This window comes from Roseospira visakhapatnamensis, from assembly GCF_014197915.1.
GTDB lineage: Bacteria > Pseudomonadota > Alphaproteobacteria > Rhodospirillales > Rhodospirillaceae > Rhodospira > Rhodospira visakhapatnamensis.
Map to the genome: position 1 here is coordinate 86,977 of NZ_JACIGK010000012.1, position 17,055 is coordinate 104,031.

General features: G+C 71.7%; 15 protein-coding genes. 1 reads left to right on the plus strand and 14 read right to left on the minus strand.

All coding sequences use genetic code 11. The features are described from left to right. The 11 genes from GGD89_RS09565 to GGD89_RS09615 all read right to left on the minus strand — a co-directional run bounded on the left by GGD89_RS09565 (nt 1) and on the right by GGD89_RS09615 (nt 10,751). Nucleotides 1-501 (minus strand): hypothetical protein, encoded by a 501-nt coding sequence (locus tag GGD89_RS09565; RefSeq protein WP_184044527.1) that lies wholly within the window; start codon nt 499-501, stop codon nt 1-3. Further along, on the minus strand, nt 498-1,940 hold the full coding sequence (locus GGD89_RS09570; protein ID WP_184044528.1) for a hypothetical protein: 1,443 nt from the start codon (nt 1,938-1,940) through the stop codon (nt 498-500). The genes GGD89_RS09565 and GGD89_RS09570 overlap by 4 nt, the downstream gene beginning before the upstream one ends. A gap of 10 nt (nt 1,941-1,950) precedes the next feature. Beyond that, the gene (locus GGD89_RS09575) at nt 1,951-2,652 is read right to left on the minus strand and encodes a hypothetical protein (RefSeq protein ID WP_184044529.1); all 702 of its coding nucleotides are present in this window, start codon (nt 2,650-2,652) and stop codon (nt 1,951-1,953) included. Nucleotides 2,653-2,668: 16 nt separating this feature from the next. Continuing rightward, complete coding sequence (locus GGD89_RS09580) at nt 2,669-4,027, minus strand: hypothetical protein (protein ID WP_184044531.1); 1,359 nt, start codon at nt 4,025-4,027, stop codon at nt 2,669-2,671. Between the two features lie 3 nt (nt 4,028-4,030). Then, nucleotides 4,031-4,723: a hypothetical protein gene (locus tag GGD89_RS09585; protein WP_184044533.1), complete on the minus strand. Its 693-nt coding sequence runs from the start codon at nt 4,721-4,723 to the stop codon at nt 4,031-4,033. Then, the gene (locus tag GGD89_RS09590; RefSeq protein ID WP_184044535.1) at nt 4,707-5,240 is read right to left on the minus strand and encodes a hypothetical protein; all 534 of its coding nucleotides are present in this window, start codon (nt 5,238-5,240) and stop codon (nt 4,707-4,709) included. Before GGD89_RS09590 ends, GGD89_RS09585 begins: the two co-directional genes overlap by 17 nt. A 15-nt stretch (nt 5,241-5,255) precedes the next feature. Further along, nucleotides 5,256-5,651: a hypothetical protein gene (locus GGD89_RS09595; RefSeq protein WP_184044537.1), complete on the minus strand. Its 396-nt coding sequence runs from the start codon at nt 5,649-5,651 to the stop codon at nt 5,256-5,258. Between the two features lie 73 nt (nt 5,652-5,724). Further along, on the minus strand, nt 5,725-6,825 hold the full coding sequence (locus GGD89_RS09600) for a N4-gp56 family major capsid protein (protein WP_184044539.1): 1,101 nt from the start codon (nt 6,823-6,825) through the stop codon (nt 5,725-5,727). A 27-nt stretch (nt 6,826-6,852) separates the two neighbouring features. Beyond that, a complete protein-coding gene (locus GGD89_RS09605) occupies nt 6,853-7,956 on the minus strand; it encodes a hypothetical protein (RefSeq protein WP_184044541.1) in 1,104 nt (367 codons plus the stop codon). Between the two features lie 92 nt (nt 7,957-8,048). Next, entirely contained in the window at nt 8,049-8,567 is a 519-nt protein-coding gene (locus GGD89_RS09610) for a hypothetical protein (RefSeq protein WP_184044543.1), read from the minus strand. Nucleotides 8,568-8,621: 54 nt separating this feature from the next. Then, a complete protein-coding gene (locus GGD89_RS09615) occupies nt 8,622-10,751 on the minus strand; it encodes a portal protein (protein ID WP_184044545.1) in 2,130 nt (709 codons plus the stop codon). A 227-nt stretch (nt 10,752-10,978) separates the two neighbouring features. On the opposite strand from GGD89_RS09615, the gene GGD89_RS09620 reads away from it, so the two are divergent. Further along, nucleotides 10,979-11,206 (plus strand): hypothetical protein, encoded by a 228-nt coding sequence (locus tag GGD89_RS09620; RefSeq protein WP_184044547.1) that lies wholly within the window; start codon nt 10,979-10,981, stop codon nt 11,204-11,206. Between the two features lie 431 nt (nt 11,207-11,637). Here the strand turns inward: GGD89_RS09620 and GGD89_RS09625 are convergent, their stop codons facing one another. The 3 genes from GGD89_RS09625 to GGD89_RS09635 all read right to left on the minus strand — a co-directional run bounded on the left by GGD89_RS09625 (nt 11,638) and on the right by GGD89_RS09635 (nt 17,019). Continuing rightward, nucleotides 11,638-13,353: a methyl-accepting chemotaxis protein gene (locus GGD89_RS09625; protein ID WP_184044549.1), complete on the minus strand. Its 1,716-nt coding sequence runs from the start codon at nt 13,351-13,353 to the stop codon at nt 11,638-11,640. Nucleotides 13,354-13,805: 452 nt separating this feature from the next. Continuing rightward, nucleotides 13,806-15,350 (minus strand): malonyl-CoA decarboxylase, encoded by a 1,545-nt coding sequence (locus GGD89_RS09630; RefSeq protein WP_184044551.1) that lies wholly within the window; start codon nt 15,348-15,350, stop codon nt 13,806-13,808. Nucleotides 15,351-15,489: 139 nt separating this feature from the next. Then, nucleotides 15,490-17,019: an NAD(P)H-hydrate dehydratase gene (locus tag GGD89_RS09635; RefSeq protein WP_184044553.1), complete on the minus strand. Its 1,530-nt coding sequence runs from the start codon at nt 17,017-17,019 to the stop codon at nt 15,490-15,492. Nucleotides 17,020-17,055 lie beyond the last annotated feature (36 nt).

Genomic DNA, 17,055 nt, shown 5'->3' on the forward strand with positions numbered 1-17,055 from the left:
TCAGGGCTCCAGGGCCGGCCGCTCGCCGGCGAGCACCTGGGCGGCGCGGGCCTCGGTCAGCAGCGGCGGGTCCGTGGTGGTCAGGTAGCGGACGATGGCGACGGTGGAGGGGTCGGCGCGGTCCACCTCGGTAAGGCGCGGGTCCTCGACCAGGCGCAGGAAGTCGTCCACGGCGGGGTCCGTCTCCCGCGCCGCGCGGATGGCGACGCGCTCGGCGATGGTGAACAGCGTCGCCAGGAACTGCGGCGGGGTCATCACGGTGGCCGGGGCCTCGGCGGCGTCGCGGGCGGCGTCGCGGGCGGCCTCCTGGCGCGCCACATGGGCGGCCACGGCGGCCGCGTCGTCCAGGCCGGCGTACTGGTCGATCACGGCGCCGTCCTCGTCCAGCACGTAGCGCAGCGTCAGCGTGGACGTCGCCCCCTCCGGCAGCGGATAGTGGCCGGTGTCGTCGTAGGCGCTGGCGGGGGCGGTCGGATCGTCGAAGCGCAACAGCGGGGTCATCCGTGGATCTCCTTGTACTCGGTGGTCCGGAACAGGGCGGGTTTGACCTTCACCACCATGCTGCCGCCGTAGTTGGTCCCGGTGGAATAGCCAAACACGGTGGTGATGTTGCCCGACACCGAAAGGCCGCCGCCGGTGAAGGCGGTGTCGGGCAGGAAGGCGCCGTAGAGGCGCTGAGTACTCCCGTCGGCGTTGGCGTTCTGGTCGAGCACGAAGTGCGGCCCGCCGAAGGGGGCGATGGACCACCCGTACGCGGAGTCGTTCTGGCTGTAGTAACAGTAGGCCCCCTGCGCGGCGGACTCGCGCTTCAGGAAGTAGCCGACAAAACCGGAGAGGTAGTAATAGTAGTTGGTGAAGACGGCGACCACGGTCTGGTCGTCGCTCATCATGTGCCGGGTGGCGGCGTAGCCGTTCTGGTCGCTGCCGTAGGAGGTGGTCAGGCCGCGGTTGTCCACGGCCTCGAACACGCGGGCGCCGTCGCCGTCGAAGACGATGCGGCCCAGGCGCAGGCTGCTGTTGATCTCCTTGGCGACCAGCCAGACGGTGTGGTCGTCGCAATAGATCACCCGCGGCCGGTAGCGCCACTCGTTGGTGCCGTGGCTCTGCCAGGTGATATCGACCGTCTCGTAGGACGATCCGCCGCTGCCGGCGATGGCCCCCTCCAGCAGGGCCTTCAGATGCGCGGCGTCGTCGGGGCGGATCTTGGCCGGCAAATCGCGGAACACATGCAGGCGCCAGGCGTTGGTGCCGGCGTTCTCCATCAGCGCCACGGTGTCGTTGACCCGGTTGTAGCAGATCATCCCCTGGTTCGTGGTCTGCCCGCCGGGGTGGCGCTGCAGGCCGGCGAGATCCGTCCAGGAGAACCAGGGTACCCCGGACGGGATGAGAGGACTCGCGACATTGCCGGCCCAGGACAGCCAGATCTCCGCGTTGCGGACCCCCAGCTCCAGGCCCTGGCGGTACAGCGGCACGCCGCCCCGGCCACCGCCGGGCTCCCCCAGCACCACGCCGTGATACCGGGCGTAGTCCTGATACTGGCTGTAGTATCGCGGGACGGCGCCGTGCTCCTCGTCGATGTCCAGGTTGGCGAAACAGACCGTGTTGGTGTGAGTGCACAGGCCATTGAGGCCGTTGTTCGGGTTCAGGTTGTTGTTTTTGGGCTGCTCGCTGGCGTGTCCAGAGAAGTTGCGGTTCGTGCCGTTGACTTCGGACTGGCCCCAGACCGCGTGCCCCGTGGGGTGGCCGGGGTAGTTACTGCCGCTGAGGTAGAAGCTGCGCATGGGGGTCAGCGCCTGCGCCGCGTAGACGCTGGTCATCCCGCTGTAGCCTCCGGCGGCGGCCTGGTGGTAGGCGAACACCGGCCGGGCCGGGAACAGGGCGTTGTAGGGGGTGTGCTGGCCAAGGGCCGTCTGCAACGCGTTGAGGGCCAGGATGTCCATGGGGGTCTCCTCAGGCGGGGGTGGCGGCGGCGACGCTGGCGATGCGGCCCCGGGTGTCGTAGGTGACGGTATAGACCCGGGTGACGGTGGTCGTGCCGCCGGCGCCGTCGTGGGTTTCCACCGCCTCGGTAAATCCGGTCACCCGGTCGCGGGTGTCGTAGGTGAGGGCCGACACGGTCTTCGGCCCGGCGACGTAGCCGGTCACGCGGCCGAGGCTGTCGTAGGCGATGCCGTCCAGGGGCGCGGTGAGGGCGTAGGTGGTGCCGGCCGCGATCACGTCGGCGGTGCGGGCGTCCGCCCGTGCCGTCAGGTCGGCCTCGCGCGTGTCGGCCAGGGTGGTCAGGGCGGCGTCGCGCGTGTCGGCCAGGGCCGTGAGGTCGGCCTCGCGGCCATCGGCGAGCACCGTCAGGCTGGTCTCGCGGGTCTCGCTGAGCGCGGTCAGCGTGGCCACATGGGTGTCGGCCTGGGCCGAGAGGGCGGCGCCGCGCTGGTCGGCCAGGGCGGTGAGGTCGGCGTTTCGCTGGTCGGCCAGGGCGGTGATCTCGGCCTTCTTGACGTCGCCCAGTTCGACCACCTCGATCACGGTGGCGCGACCGCCGATGCGGTCGATGGCGGTGCCCAGCATCGCCAGGCCCTCGGCGTCCGCGGTCCCCGCCTGCGCGACGACCTGGTCCTTGACGGCCTGAATGGCCTGACTGAGTGCGGTGGTCATGGGGTGGGGTCCTCGCTCAGAGATCGAAAGTGACGTGCAGCTTCAGCTTGCGGACGGCCTCGGCCAGCGCGCCCGCCCCGGTCGCGGCGGCGGCGGCGGCGGCGGCGCTGGCCTGGGCGGCGGCGGCGGCGGCCTCGGTGGCGTCGTCCCGGGTGGCGGTCTCGTGGGCGCCGGCGGCGGCGGCCGAGGCGGCGGCGGCGGCGGCGCTCTGCCGGGCCTCGAAGGCGCCGCCGGACGCGGACCGGTCCCAGATCTGTTGCAGGGCGCCCTGAACCGTATCGGCGGACAGGGTCTCGTAGGGCGTGAAGCCCACCAGGCCCGCCGTCGTGGTGATGGCGCCGGCCGGCAGCTGGTCCAGCGGCACGGTTCCGGTCCGGGGGTCCAGGGTGGCCAGGTTCGGGGCCGAGAGCGTCACCGTGCGGGCGGGACCGTCGTAGGCGACCGCGATGGGCCCCGCGCCGATCAGGTGCAGGGTGTCGGCGGTGCGGTCGGCGATGATGCGCGGCAGGGCGCCGTCGCCGATGGCCCCGAAGAGCCGCATGCCGGCGATCTGGCTGGCCTGATCGCGGGCCTGTTCGGCCCGGTCGCGGGCCTGCTCGGCGTTGGTGGCGCGGGTGTCGGCCGCGCCGGCGGAGCCCTGGGCGGCGGCGGCGGCCGTCTCGGCGGCCACGCGGTGGGCGTCCGCCGCCTGGGCGCGGGTGTCCGCGTCGGTGGCGCGGGCGTCCGCGTCGCTGGCGCTGGCGGCGCTGGCGATCGCCCGGGCGCTGGCCGCGCCGGCCTGGGCGGTCGCGGTGGCGGCCTGGGCGGTGGCGGTGGCGGCGGCATCGGTGGCGGTGTCGCGAGCCGTCTCGGCCAGCCCTTGCGCCGCCTCGGCCAGCCCTTGCGCGGTTTCGGCCGCGACGGTCGCGGTCTCGACGTCGGCGACGTTGATCTCCAGCGCCCACACGCCGGCCGCGAGGTCCGCCGCCCACGTCCCCGAGGTATGCGCGCGCACGCAGATATGGATGTTCGCCGTGCCGGCGCCGGCGGCGCCGTCCCGCACCCGGTCGCCCAGCGTGTAGGCCGTCGCCGTCGTCCAGGGACCCCGCCACAGCCCGCCGGTGTCGATGACGCCGGTCGCGTGCGCGCCGATCGGCGACTCCCCCACCACCGCGACCACCGGTTCCTCGATGTAGACCGGCACCGCGAACTTGCCGCTGCTGTCCAGGGTGTGCGGGTTGGCCAGCGTGCCGGCGCCGGTGAGGCCGTCATACAGCGTGGCCAGGGTGGGCGCGCGCGTGCCCGTCGCCGGATCGACCGTGTGGAAGGTCACGACGGCGTCGGCATAGGCGCTGTTGGCGAGCTGCCAGTCGGGGATCGCGACGCGGTGGGCCATGGCTTACCTCCAGGGGCGCACGGTGCGCGGCCGGTCCAGGGTCTCTTGCAGGCCCCGGGTCAGCAGCCGGCTTTTCAGGGCCGTGGCCTCGGCCCGGATGCGGTCGATCTCGCCGACGGGCAGGGTCAGCACCGGGCCGGCGCCGATGTCGGCGGCGACGGCCAGCACCAGGTAGCGCTGCCAGCCGTCCGGCAGGCCGTGGGCGATGCCGCCGCCCCGCTCGGCGGTCACGTCCGGACTGGCGACCTGCCCGGTCACATGCAGGGTCATGGCCTCGCCGGGAACCGGGTGCAGCCGCAGCGTCTGCCGGCGGTCGTGCAGCAGGTGCGCCAGGGTGGGCCGCCCCGCCCCGTCCTTGTCGGCGATCCCGTCCCAGGTCTTGCGGCGCACCAGCGCCACGGGCGTCGCGGCGCCGTCGCGGGCCGACACCGTCAGGCGCAGGACGATGGCGAACGGCGGCGCGATCCGCTCGGTCAGGGCGTAGTCCCGCCGGCCGGCCTCCAGCGCCACGTCCACGGCCGCCGGCAGCAGCGGCCAGAGCCGCTCCGTCAGGGCCAGTTCGGCCAGCTGCAGGTCGAGATACTGAAGCGCGATCCCGTGCTCGGCGGCGGCGGCGGCGCTGTCGATCGGCGCCAGCTGGCCGATCCGCCGCAGCGCCAGGGTGGCGATCGCGGCGGCGTTAAGCGTCGCCGACACGGTCCGCCTCCAGTCCGGCCAGGGCCTCGGCGATCACCACGGGCTCCACGGCGGTGATCTCCGTCAGGAAGGCTTCGGCCTCGGCCCTGGTGGCCTGGGGGCCCAGGCGCGCCTCGCCGGCCAGGATGTTGGCCAGCCGGATCGCCCCCCGGCGGTCCAGGTCGGTGACGCGGGCGATGACCACGCCGGGGGGCAGCGCGGCCGGGGCCGCCCGGGTCCCGGGCGTGTCCGTCGCCGCATCCGCCGCCGGGGCCGCCGTCGGGGCCACGGCGGCATGCAGCCGCCGCAGGGTCTCCTCGGGCAGCCGCACCGGCGGCGCGTCGCCATCGGTGCGGGTGCCGTCGGGGGCGATGACGACGAACGACGGATTGCCGAGGAAGGCGCGCGCCAGCGCCTCCCCCAGCGGCACCGGGGTCAGCGGGTCCCGGAAGGTGATGACCTCCCGCACCGCGCCGGCCACGGCGGTGTGCGGACGCGGGCGCCGGGCGTGCTTGTCGGTGACCAGCCAGGGGCGCATGGTCGCGGTCCCCCCTTACGGACTCATCACGTACTGGATCATGACCCGCACATCGGCCGGGGTCGCCATGTCGGCGCCGCCGATGGCGATCCGCACGGTGCGCGCGGCGGACGCGGCGGCCGGGGGGTGGGCGGTCATGCGCGCGGTATCGGCGCCGCCGGCGGTGGTGGCGCCGGTCAGGGCGGTGTCCCCCAGCATCAGGGTGGCGGTGCAGGACGGCCCCAGCGTGCCCTCCACGCACAGCGAGCCGGCGGTCACCCGGGCACCGGCCGGCAGGTCGAAGCAGGCGATGCTGTCGCCGCCGGCGGCGGTGTCGGCGGGCAGGGACTGGTCCCAGAACACGGTGGACACCCCGCCCACGACCAGCGGCAGGGTGGTTTCGTAGGCGCGGTAGGTGGTCACGACGGCCATGGCCGGGTCTCCTTTGCTTCGTCGGGCCGACGCCGGCCGGGGCGGACCCCCGGCCGGGCCGGCGCGGGGCGCGTCACGCCGCCGCCGTGTAGAGGGACAGGACGGAGAAGTCCTCGTCGGTGCCCGTGACCGGGTCCTCGAAGACCGGCTTCTTGAAGCCGAGGATGGTCGCGTAGGCGATGCCCGGCTTGCGGCCGTAGTCCTTCTGGTTGTCCTCGGCCCATTCGGAGTTGCCGACCTCGGCCAGGCCCAGGGCCTGCGCGCCCAGCAACAGCGCCTGGGCGCCCTTGACGTCGCCCCCCGCGCCCCAGCCGGCGGTGTTGCCGGTGTTGGTCGGCACCTTGTTGTGTTCGTAGATCACCAGGCCGTCGACCATGGCGATGGAGCCGGCGAACAGCGGGTTCTTGCCGCCGCGCACCCCGGCGTCCTTGGTGACGCTCACGTAGTCGCTGTCCTGCTTCAGGTCGCGGGCCTGTTCGGGCGAGACCATGACGATGTAGGTCTCGCGACCCTCGTGGTAGAGCGGCTTCAGGTTCAGGCGCTTGGCCTTCGCCTTGGCGGCCAGTAGCAGATCCCACGACAGGGTGTCGGTGCTGGACAGCCCCGCCGTCGCGGTGACGGTGCCCGGGAACACCGTGCGGTGGGCGCTGGGCGCCGTGACGTCGGCGGCGAACGCCAGCGCGGGAAGCTGGCTGGACGACGGGCGCGGCGACAGGTCGAGTTTGTGCGCGAAGCCGCGGCCGGCCAGGGTCAGGAAGCCCATCTCCTCCTTCTTCTGCGCCAGCCAGTTGCCCAGCTTCTCGCGCGCCGTGGAGCGGAACCGGACCACCGTGCGCTGTTCGGACATCACGCCCCGGTTGCGGACCGCGTGGCTGATCTGGTCGATGGTGATTTCCAGGTCCTGGGCGACCAGGGACTCTTCGTGCCCGTCCTGGTCGTTGTCCCCGGCCACGCCGTCGCTGGTCAGATCGTTGACCAGGGGCATGATCACCTTGTCCCCCCGGGAGGTCTTGGTGATCTCGGTGATGACCTGGATGCAGGAGTTCGCGGACTTGCCCGTCAGGCCCTGCTTCGAAGAAAACAGGATCGTCCCGTCCCGGCCGAACTGAAGGATCTTGGCCGAGTATGCCTTGCGTTGAAGGGGCGTCACGGCCCCGAAGTCGGTGTATGCCATGGTCTGTCTCCCGTGGGCCCGGCCCGATCACTCGAACTCGGCGATCAGGCGGTCCAGGAGTCCGGGGTCCTCGCTGGCGAGGTCCACCTCGGACATGTGGTCGGCGCCGGCCTTGATGCGATCCAGATCACTCACCGGGGCGGTGGTCCCGGCCTGGCTCAGGTCGGGGGGCATGGCGGCCGCGAGGGCGGCTTTCCGGCGACGTTGCGCCGGCGTCGGCGTTCCGGCCGGCGCGGCCGACGCCCGGGGGGCGGCGGGCCGGTATCCCAGCCGTTGCGCGACGCCGTAGCGGTACCCGGCCTCGACCACGGCGGCCCGCAGGGCGAGGTCCCCCTTGGCTCCCGGCGGCAGCGCCTGTCCCCGCGCCTGCATGTCGTACAGGGCGGCGTTGACCAGAAAGCGCTGATCCGCCGCCGACATGTTGCGCGTCCAGGCATGGTCCGCCTCCAGGCGCCCGGTCGCCAGGTCCAGGAACAGGTCCGTCTCCTGACGCGTCGGGGCCGGCTGCTGGCGGGCCTCGGCCTCGGCCTGCTCGCGCGCCCGGGCCGTGATCGCCGCGTGGATCTGCTCCGCCTGGTCCTCCACGGCCGCCTCGCGCCGCCGCAGGTCCGCCATGCTGGCGATCTTGCCCTCGTCGAAGTCGGCGGCCAGGCGGTCCCGGGCGGCCCGGACATCGGCCCGCAACCGCGCCTGGGCACGATCCGGATCGAAGGGCGGTTGCGCCGGTTGCGCCGGTTGCGCCGGTTGCTGTCGCGCCTCCAGGTGCCGGATATGCTCCTCCAGCGCGCGCCGCTTGCGAGTCTCCTCGTTCACGCGCGCGATGGGAACCATGTGAGGCTTCTGCCTCTGCTGGCCGGTGTCCTCCTGGCCGTCCCCCGGGCCGTCCCCGGCCGCCTTCGGCGCGGGGCCGGGGGTGGTCTGGGGGGTGGCTTGGGCGGGGGCTTGGGCGGGGGCTTGGGCGGGGGCTTGGGCGGGGGCTTGGGAGGGGGCTTGGGGCCTGTCGGCCTCCCCCTCGCCGTCCTCGGCCGCCCCCTGTTCGGTGGCGGCGATCAGGGCGTCCAGGTCCTCGGCGTCGGCAAGGTCCAGTTCGGAGCGGTCGTCGTCCCCGTCGGTGGTGATCTGGTCGGTCATGGCCTGTCTCGTGCCCTCTGTCGCGGTGGCCTGCGGCAACGCCCGGAACGGCGGCGGCCCGGCGCCTGTCTCGGCGGCGCGTCCGGTTTTGGTCAGAGAAAGACCGTGCGGCCTGTCCCGTCGCGATCACCGCGCTTTTTCTGCCGGGCGCCGATCTCGGCGGCCTTTTCGATGTCGCGGAACGTCGCCAGGGCCTCCTCGGCCTGATCGAGGAAGAAGTCCGTGCCGGCGACGGCCAGGACATCCAGGGCGTCCTCGTTGCTCTGGATGAACTGGCAGTCGTCGTCCGCGTCCAGGTAGCAGGCTTCCAGCAGGGTCGGTTCGGCCAGCCGCAGCGTGCCGTCCGGACGCAGGCCGGGGTCCTGGGGCTCCAGCCAGCGCACCACCCAGGTGCCGTCCAGGTCGACATGCGTGTTCAGGCGGCGACAGAGGTCGAAAGCAATCAGAGCATGCCGGTCGGTGACGCGCATGGCGCCCCGCTCGGCGACGACACGCACGGTGCCGCCCGCGCACGGGGCCACCACCCAGTGCGGGTCCCCCTCGTGGTAGAGCGGTGGCAGCTTTTTCGGGGGACCGGACCGGCGCCGGTGACGGACATGAAGGAAGGACATGGCCTGGGCTCGTCTGTGGGCGACGCGCACAGGGTGAGCGATGTCCCGTCGCGATCAGCGCGGCGGGCGCGGCGGCGGCATGGGGGCCGGACCGGGGACGGGACCGGGGGCCGGACCGGGGGCCTGGGGCGCGGGCGCTGCCCCGGGCGGTCCCCCGGGCGCGGGCGACGGCGGCGGCGGTGGCGGCGGCTGATAGGGCGCGGTGCCGGCGAACGGCCGGCTGGCGGTGATGGGCGGCAGGGACGCCCCGGGCGGCTGGCCCAGCTGGGTCGTGACGGCCAGGTGCTGGGCCTGGGCGGCGGCCTCCTGGGCGGCGCGCTGCTCCTCCAGGCGGGCGATGATGGCGTCCTTGCCGGCAATGCTGCTGGAGCGCACGAGAATGTCGTCCGGAATGGGCACGCCGCGCTGCCGCAGTTCCAGGGCTTCCTCGAACTGCGCCTGCATGTAGCTGGACGACACCGGGGTCTCGTCGATGACGATGTCGTAGGCGCCGGCGGCCAGGTTGTTGACCACGGCGCCGGCCGGGTCCCGCTGGTTGACCACCACCGTCTGCTCGCGGTCCATCTCGCCGCGCACGCGGATGATGCGTTCCTCGGTGTAGTAGCGTTGCACCAGCGAGAGAATCACCCGGGCCTTGAGCTCGCGCGAGCGGGCCAGGTTGTCGAAGTCCGGCTCGACGGCGTTCAGGGCCTGGCGCTGCCGGGCCTCGATGGCCCGGCCGCTCTGCACGCGGTCGATGTGCCCCATGGCGGATTCGTTGATGCCGCTGATCTGCTTGATGTCCTCGGCCGAGTCCATCTCGAACATCTTCCAGCCCTGCGGGGGCAGGCTGGGCTGGATGCGCTGCAGCGGCGCCGTGCCGCGCTCGCGGGTGATGATGACCCCGGGGCGGGCGCCCTCGTCCTCCAGCGCCCGCATGTTCTCCTCGTCCAGCGCGCCGCGCTCGACATCCCAGCCGCCGTTCGCCGACGTGCTGAGGATGTGCAGCCGGTTCATGCGGCTTTTGTTCAGCTCGATCTGGGGATCGATCAGGTCCTCGATCAGGCCCTGGGTGCGGCCGCGCCGGAAGTAGGGGAAGAACGGCACGACGGTCATGTGCTGGTAGGGCGACCAGTCGTCGAACAGCACGCGGTCGCAACAGGTGACGGTCCAGCGCACGCAGCGCTCCACGGCGCGCTCGATCCCGAACGGCAGGCCCCGCGCCTGGTTCCACTGGATCAGCCGGGCGACCTTGCGGTCGCTCCAGGTCGCCGGCAGCGTCATGCGCTGGCCGGTCGTGTGGTCCGTCGCCCGCCAGACCTCGCGCAGCTCCCAGTGCTGGGTCTCCAGCACCCGCAAAAGCCGGCGGGCGCGGTGGACGTGCTCGACCGGATGGAACCCCTGGGTCTCCGACCCCAGGATCGGCGCCGCCGCCGCGTCGTAAGGACCGCCCAGGTATTCGTCGAGCCCGAAGGTGCGGTCCGGCGTGATCTCGTCGGCGGGTTCGGTGCCCGCGTCGCCCCGCACGGGCATCCCGTCGGGCTGGTCCGCCCGCAGATCGCCGGCCACGGCGCGGCCGAACAGCACGTCGATGTCCCGCAGGCTCATCCAGCGCGACAGCGTCACATAGGCCCAGCCGTCGGGCTCGTAGGTGTTCGCCTCCGGATCGAGATAGACGCTGAACGGATCCAGGTCGCGAATGCGCACCTCGCCGAGCGCGTTCCTCTCGTAGTCCAGGCGCACGTCCCAGAACCCGCGCCCGGTCTGGATTCCATCCTGAAACACCTGGGAATCGATCCAGCGGCTGCCGTTGCGCTCGTCGATCTGCTTGCTGACCATCGACAGGGCCTCGGCGGTCTCCTTCGTGCCGCTGCCGTCGTTGCCGGGCTTGAACACCGTCTCGTACCGGTTGCGGCGCATGAACCCCTGCACCGTGCGCACCACGGGCTTGATCCTGTTGATCACCAGCACCGGACGCCCCTGCGCCTCCATCTCGGCGCGTTCCGCCTCGGTCCACTGGTCGCCCTCGTAGAAGCGCACGCACTCCCGGGCCTTCTCCGCCCAGCGGACCATGCCGGCATGGGCCAGCCGGAACCGCTCCAGGTTGGCGGCCACCACCGCCGGGTCCTGGCGCGGCATCCGCCGCGGCGCGGTGGGCGAGGCGAACCCGCCCGTCGATCGGGCCGGGGGCCGCGAACGGGTCATAGCGTCCTCCACGAGCGGGGGCGGCCGGTCCTCGGCACCGGCCGCGCCGAGCGTCTGGGCGTCTCGATCAGGCTGTACGTGACGGCGTCGCCCCGGTCCGGGGAGCGCCCGATGCGCCGTTTGACATCCTCCTTGGGCTCCACCAGGATGCCGCCCCGCCGCAGGGTCCATTTGGGGGCGCAGATGTCCGCCCGCAGGCGCGCATCCGGCGGGGTCGTGGGGTCAGCATGGAGGACCTGGGCGCATGGATGGGGCATCGTATCCCCGGCGCGGCGACGACCGAAGTGTTCTATGCCGACGCGGATCCGGCCTATCTGGCCGGCGTGCGCGAGGTGATCGACGGCGTTATGGCTGACCTGGGCGCGCGCATGAAAAACACGCCGATGCGGCCCGGGCCCGCAGAGGCGGCCAACACCGCATGGTGGACGCAACAGCGTCTGTACGGGGCCGTCTAGCGGGGCCGGCGCCCAAGTTGCACCCAAAGCGGTCTGACAATAAATAGCAAAAACAGAGAGATAGATCTCTTGAAAGGCGACGCCAAGAAGATGACCGAAGAGATCGTGCAGGCCCTGGAGTAGGGGACCTCGGGCCTCCCGTCCATCGAGCGGGAGGCCCGTCCCGGCCGGGTGTTTGTACACAACGGCGGATGAGCGTGACTCGTTTACCCCCGGGCGCCGTGCAGGACGCCCGGATCCAACGGCGAGGCACCGCGACGCGGTGTCGGGGCCGGCCATGGACGTCGACGAACCACGGACGTGAAGCAATGGTCATGGTCGATGACCGTTGGCATGACATGAAGAAACGGGGCGGCTTCATCGCGAGGCCGCCCCGTTTCTTTTCTGGCCCGTCTCCTGGTGTGGGGTCGGGGGTGTGCGATGCCGTCGTCCTACATCACGCGCAGGTTCTTCATGAACTCCGCGACGCGCGCGGACAGGTGTTCCGACTGCTGTGACAGGTTCTCGGCGGACGTCAGCACATGCCGGGCGCCGGACCCCGCGCGCTCCGATGTCTTGGTGACGCCCTCGATCGAGGACGACACCTGCCGGGTGCCGACCGAGGCTTCCTGCGTGCTGCGGCCGATCTCCGTCGCCGCCGCGTTCTGTTCCTCGATGGCCGCCGCGACCGAGGCCGAGATCTCCCTGATCTTCTCGATCTTGTCGTTGATGTCGGCGATGGTCGTCACGACGCTGTCGGTCCGGTCCTGAACGTCCTTGATCTGCGCGGCGATCTCCTCGGTGGCCTTGGCGGTCTGGGTGGCCAGAGACTTGACCTCGTTGGCCACCACGGCGAAGCCCTTGCCGGCGTCGCCGGCGCGCGCCGCCTCGATGGTGGCGTTCAACGCCAGCAGGTTGGTCTGCTCGGCGATGCTGGTGATCAGGTTGACCACGGTGCCGATGGACTCGACCTTCTCGGCCAGTCCCTTGATCTCGGCATCGCTGGCCACGGACGCCGCGAAGGCGTCGTCGGCCGCCCCCGTCTGCTCCCGCATCTGGCGGCTGATCTCGGTGATCGATCCCCCAAGCTCCTCGGTGGCGGTGGCCACGGCCTGCACGTTCTCCGACGCCAGTTCGGCGGCGGAGGTTACGTTGGCCGCCTGGCTGCTGGTGTCCTCGGCGATGGTGGACATGGAATGCGCGGCCGACTGCATCTGGGTGGCCGCCGCCGAGACCGACTGGATCACCTCGCCGACGCGGGTCTCGAAGTCGGTCGCCAGGATGTCCATCGCCCGTTGTTTTTCCTGTTCGGCGTGCTTGACCTCCTCGGCGCGCTCGGCGCGCATCTTTTCGATCTTCAGGGCGTTCTTCTTGAAGACCTCGACGGTCTGGCTGATGGCGCCGATTTCATCGCCGCGCCGCAAGCCGGGCACCTCGACCGCCAGATCGTTGTCGGCGATCCGGGTCATGGCCGAGATCAGATGGGCGATGGGCGCGGTGATGCTGCGGGTGATCACCCAGGCCAGGGCGACCGCGACGATGACCGACAGACCCAGCAGCGCGTACGTCTGCAGGGTGACCCGGGCGCGGACGTCGCGCGAGTTGTCCATGAACTCCACGGCCTTGTTCTGCGCGAAGTTGTTGAGCGCGGTCATGTGCTTGTCGATCAGGGCCACATGCTGGGCGCCCCGCTCGCGGGTGATGTCGGCGGCCGCGTCGCGGTCCCCGGCGCGCACCAGCGCGATCACGTCGTCGCGAATGGCGCGCCACTCCTTGAACGCCGTTTCGGCGTTGTTGATCATGCGGGGATCGCCGAGGAACCGGTCACGCAGGATGGCGAACTGCGCGTCCACATCCCGTTCCAACCGGTCGACCTCCGCGCTGGCCGCGTTGATCTTGGCGGTATCCCGGGCGAGGGCGATGTCCTTCATGCTCCGATGCATGGCGGTGATGTCGGCATCGGCGGCCAGCACGGCGTTGCTGACGGCGAAGGGGTGGCGGTACATCCGCGCAGTCAGATCGGACAGCGTTCCCATGCTGTTTTGCGCGATGAGCCCATTGAGGATACTGATCGCGATGAGGACGGCGAAGCCGACGGCCAGACGCGCGCCAATGCTGAATCGAGAAAAAAAGGAGGGCTGTGTGGTTGTCGCCGATCCTGAGGTCATGATGGCTCGCCTTCTCGCAGACGGTGTGATCCCGTTCGACAAAAGAGATCCCGTTCGACAAAAGACAGGGCGGTATTGTGGGACGGCCGGGGGGCCGGCGCGCCATGGCCACGTCTGTCCGTGAGTCTGACGCGTCAGGATCACGGACGATCGGAATGGCTCCCAGACAAGGCGGCCAGTGTAACGAAGCCCGGGCGGGTGTTTAACTATAAAATTGTCAGAGTCCGCGATCTATATCAAAGGGTGCATCAAGTCGCGGCAATGTGCGTGAGGGGGCAGGGGGCCCGATCCATGGTCCCCTCCGACCGGGGACGTCCCTCGCGCGGCGACGCCGTCACGGAGACCAGCCGTGACGGCACATGTCGCCGCACACCACTTTGAAGTTGGCGCACGTTTGATCCGGACAAAAGAGCGCAGACAGCGTCTTTCGTCTGGATCAGTGCAGGAGGGGCCTATCCCTTGGCCAGGTTCCGGATGGCGGTGGAGGTGGCCACCTTGCCCTGGCCCTGGTACGCCTCATGGTTCCGCTCGATATCGGAGAGCTTGTAGAGGTAGTTGACCATCAGGCCGCCCGATTGCCGCACCCCCTTCGGTGAGCGATCGCCCATCCAGTTGAGCCGCTCCACCCGGGCGCCGTTCGACAGGTGGAAGTGGGCCACCGGGTCCAGCGCCACCGGCGGGCGCCCCTCCTGGCGGGGCGTGCGGCGCTCGTTGACCAGATAGCGCGCGCAGAGCCGCGTCATCGGTCCCTTCAGGGCGGTGGTCAGGGGGTCGTGGTCCGGCCAGCAGGGATCGGCCAGCAGCGTCTTGAAGCTGCCCTTGGCGCCGATCGCCGGGCGCCCCGCCTTGGTGTCCCGCCCCGCCTTGATGTCCCTGCCGGTGCGGCCGTCCTTGCCGGCGGCGTCGGCCGCGTCGGCGGTCCGCCCGACACCCGCCTGGGTGATGGCCTTGCGCTCGGCCGGCAGCAACAGGCCGGGCTCGCCCTCGGCCAGGCGCCGATCGAGCCAGCCACAGAAGCCGGGAATCGGCGACAGCGTCGAGAACGTGGACAGCTTGGGGAAGGAGTGGCTCAGGCGCTCCACCACCTGCTTGATGAGGAAGTTGCCGAAGCTGATGCCGGCCAGGCCCGCCTGGGCGTTGGAGATGGAGTAGAAGATGGCGGTGTCCGCCTCCTCCGGGTTCAGCATGGGGGCGTCCATGTCCAACAACGCCTGGATGTTGCCGGCGATGCCGTTGACCAGCGCCACCTCGACGAAGATCAGCGGTTCCTCGGGCATGTTGGGGTGGATGAAGGCATACAGGCGGCGGTCATGGTCCAGCCGGTTCTTGAGGTCGTCCCAACTCTGGATTTCGTGCACGGCCTCGTAGGTGATGATCTTTTCCAGGAAGGCGGCGGGCGAGTCCCAGGTGATGCGTCGCAACTCCAGGAAGCCGATGTCGAACCAGGAGGCCAGCAGGTCGCGCAGGTCGCGTTCCAGGCCGCGCAGTTCCGGCCGCTCGCGGGCCAGCGGCAGCAGCTCGGCGCGCATGTCCACCAGGAACTTGATGCCCCGGGGCAGGGCGTTGAACTGGGTCAGCAGGCGCTGGCGCGGCGACACCAGCACGTCGCGCAGGCGGCCTTCGGTCCATTGCAGGGCCGCGACGTGGTCGTCCTGCACCGCCAGCACGGCCGCCGCCGCGTCGCGCACCTGGTCGTGGTCGGTGGCGTATTCGCGGGCCAGGATCTCCAGGAAGCGCGCGCGTCCGGTTTCGTTGAGGCTGAGGTAGGCGCGCCCCAGGGTGGCGGCGCGGGCGCGCGCCGAGACCTCGCCGCCGCGCGCCTCCAGGCAGGCGTTCATGCCGGCGCGAATCTTGCGGGCGTCGTCCTCGGGCAGGTCCGGGTTGAGACTCGACAGGTCGTCGGCGCTGGACACCTTGTCGGAAATGTCACGCCACACCGTGCCCAGGCTGCGCAGGCGGCCCAGCAGGCCGATCGGGGCAGGTTGATTCTGTGTCATGGCGCGCCGGCCCCTCTTTCGCCGGTCGAGAGGCAAACGCGCGGTCGAACCGCCGGAGCCCCTGCCGGGCTTGGTTTTGATGTGGTGCGCGAGGTCGCCCTCGCACGCTCCTGGTATGTGAGCATGGTGGCCCGCCGTCTCAAGACAGGGCCGGCGCAGGCCCCGGACTCGCCGGGGTGGCCAGGCGGGCCATGGCCTCGGCCATGGCGTCGGGCAAGTCCTCGGCGATCAGTCCGGGCGGACCGAGGCGGGCGCCCGCGCCGTGCAGCCAGACGGCGGCGGCGGCGGCCTGCGCCGCCGGCATGCCCTGGGCCAGCAGGCCGAGAATGGCGCCGGCCAGGACGTCGCCCGAGCCGGCCGTCGCCAGGCTCGGCGGCGCGTCGGCGTTGATCACCAGGTGTCCGTCGGGGGCCGCGATCAGGGTGCGGGGCCCCTTCAGCAGCACCACGGCGCCGGCGCGTCGCGCCGCCAGCCGCGCGCGGGCCGCGCGATCGGCCTCGCTCGCCAGATCGGGGAACAGGGCGCGGAACTCGCCCTCATGCGGGGTCAATACGACCGGGCCGATGATCGCCTCGAACAGCATGCCCGGATCGTCGGCGAAGCTGGTGAGCGCGTCGGCGTCCAGCACCGTCGGCCGGCCGGTCGCCAGCAGCGCCAGCGCCCGCTGTGCCGTGACCGGTCCGCGCCCGGACCCCGGCCCCAGCAGCAGGGCGTTGTGGCGGGCATCGTCCAACAGGGCGTCCAGGTCCTCCGGCCGCTCCAGGGCGCGGGTGATGACCCCGGGCGCGTCCTGGGCGTAGAGCGGGAGCACCGCCTCCGGCGCCGCCACGCTCAGCAGGCCGGCCCCCATCCGCCGCGCCGCCCGGGCCGCCAGCCGTCCCGCCCCCGTCATGCGCGCGCCGCCGAACACCACGGCGTGACCCCGGGTGTACTTGTGATCGGAGGGGCGCGGCCGGGGCGGGGTCCACAGCGCCGGACCGTTGCGGAAGGCCATGGGGCGAATGTCCGCCAGCACCGCCGCCGGAATGCCGATGTCGCTTACCACCAGGTCGCCGCACAGGGTGCCCCCCGGGTCCAGCAGGTGGCCCGGCTTGGCGCGGAAGAAGGTGACGGTGACCGCCGCCGGCGCCGCCGTGCCCAGGACCCGCCCCGTGTCGCCGTCCACGCCGCTGGGCATGTCCACGGCCACCGAGGGAATGCCCCGGGCGGCGACGGCCTCCAGCACCGACCCGGCCACGCCCTCCACCGGGCGGGTCAGGCCGGCGCCGAACAGGGCATCCACCACCAGGTCCGCGCGGTCCAGCGCCCCCAGATCCAGGGGGGCGATGGGGCCGTCCCAGCGCGCGGCGTTGACGGCCGCGTCGCCGCCGAGGCGGTCCCGTTCCCCCAGCAGCGCGACGCGCACCGGCCAGCCGTCGCGGGCCAGCCGGCGCGCGATCACGAAACCGTCGCCGCCGTTGTTGCCGGGACCACAGAGTATCACCACCCGGCGGGGCCGCCAGCGCAGGCGGATGGCCCGGGCGACGGCATGGCCGGCGGCCTCCATCAGCGCCAGCGACGGCACCCCGGCGGCGACGGCGGCGGCATCCGCGCGGCCCATCTCGGCGACGGTCAGCAGCTCCGGGTCGGCGATGGCCGAGGGGGGCGGCAGGGGAATTTGAGGAGGCATGGACCGTCGTTCCGGGGCGTGTGATGAGGCCAGGAC

Bases quoted from the DNA above. Each gene is read 5' to 3' on its own strand.
- GGD89_RS09565 (WP_184044527.1), bottom strand. From the start codon at position 501: ATGACCCCGCTGTTGCGCTTCGACGATCCGACCGCCCCCGCCAGCGCC.
- GGD89_RS09570 (WP_184044528.1), bottom strand. From the start codon at position 1,940: ATGGACATCCTGGCCCTCAACGCGTTGCAGACGGCCCTTGGCCAGCAC.
- GGD89_RS09575 (WP_184044529.1), bottom strand. From the start codon at position 2,652: ATGACCACCGCACTCAGTCAGGCCATTCAGGCCGTCAAGGACCAGGTC.
- GGD89_RS09580 (WP_184044531.1), bottom strand. From the start codon at position 4,027: ATGGCCCACCGCGTCGCGATCCCCGACTGGCAGCTCGCCAACAGCGCC.
- GGD89_RS09590 (WP_184044535.1), bottom strand. From the start codon at position 5,240: ATGCGCCCCTGGCTGGTCACCGACAAGCACGCCCGGCGCCCGCGTCCG.
- GGD89_RS09595 (WP_184044537.1), bottom strand. From the start codon at position 5,651: ATGGCCGTCGTGACCACCTACCGCGCCTACGAAACCACCCTGCCGCTG.
- GGD89_RS09600 (WP_184044539.1), bottom strand. From the start codon at position 6,825: ATGGCATACACCGACTTCGGGGCCGTGACGCCCCTTCAACGCAAGGCA.
- GGD89_RS09605 (WP_184044541.1), bottom strand. From the start codon at position 7,956: ATGACCGACCAGATCACCACCGACGGGGACGACGACCGCTCCGAACTG.
- GGD89_RS09610 (WP_184044543.1), bottom strand. From the start codon at position 8,567: ATGTCCTTCCTTCATGTCCGTCACCGGCGCCGGTCCGGTCCCCCGAAA.
- GGD89_RS09615 (WP_184044545.1), bottom strand. From the start codon at position 10,751: ATGACCCGTTCGCGGCCCCCGGCCCGATCGACGGGCGGGTTCGCCTCG.
- GGD89_RS09620 (WP_184044547.1), top strand. From the start codon at position 10,979: ATGGAGGACCTGGGCGCATGGATGGGGCATCGTATCCCCGGCGCGGCG.
- GGD89_RS09625 (WP_184044549.1), bottom strand. From the start codon at position 13,353: ATGACCTCAGGATCGGCGACAACCACACAGCCCTCCTTTTTTTCTCGA.
- GGD89_RS09630 (WP_184044551.1), bottom strand. From the start codon at position 15,350: ATGACACAGAATCAACCTGCCCCGATCGGCCTGCTGGGCCGCCTGCGC.
- GGD89_RS09635 (WP_184044553.1), bottom strand. From the start codon at position 17,019: ATGCCTCCTCAAATTCCCCTGCCGCCCCCCTCGGCCATCGCCGACCCG.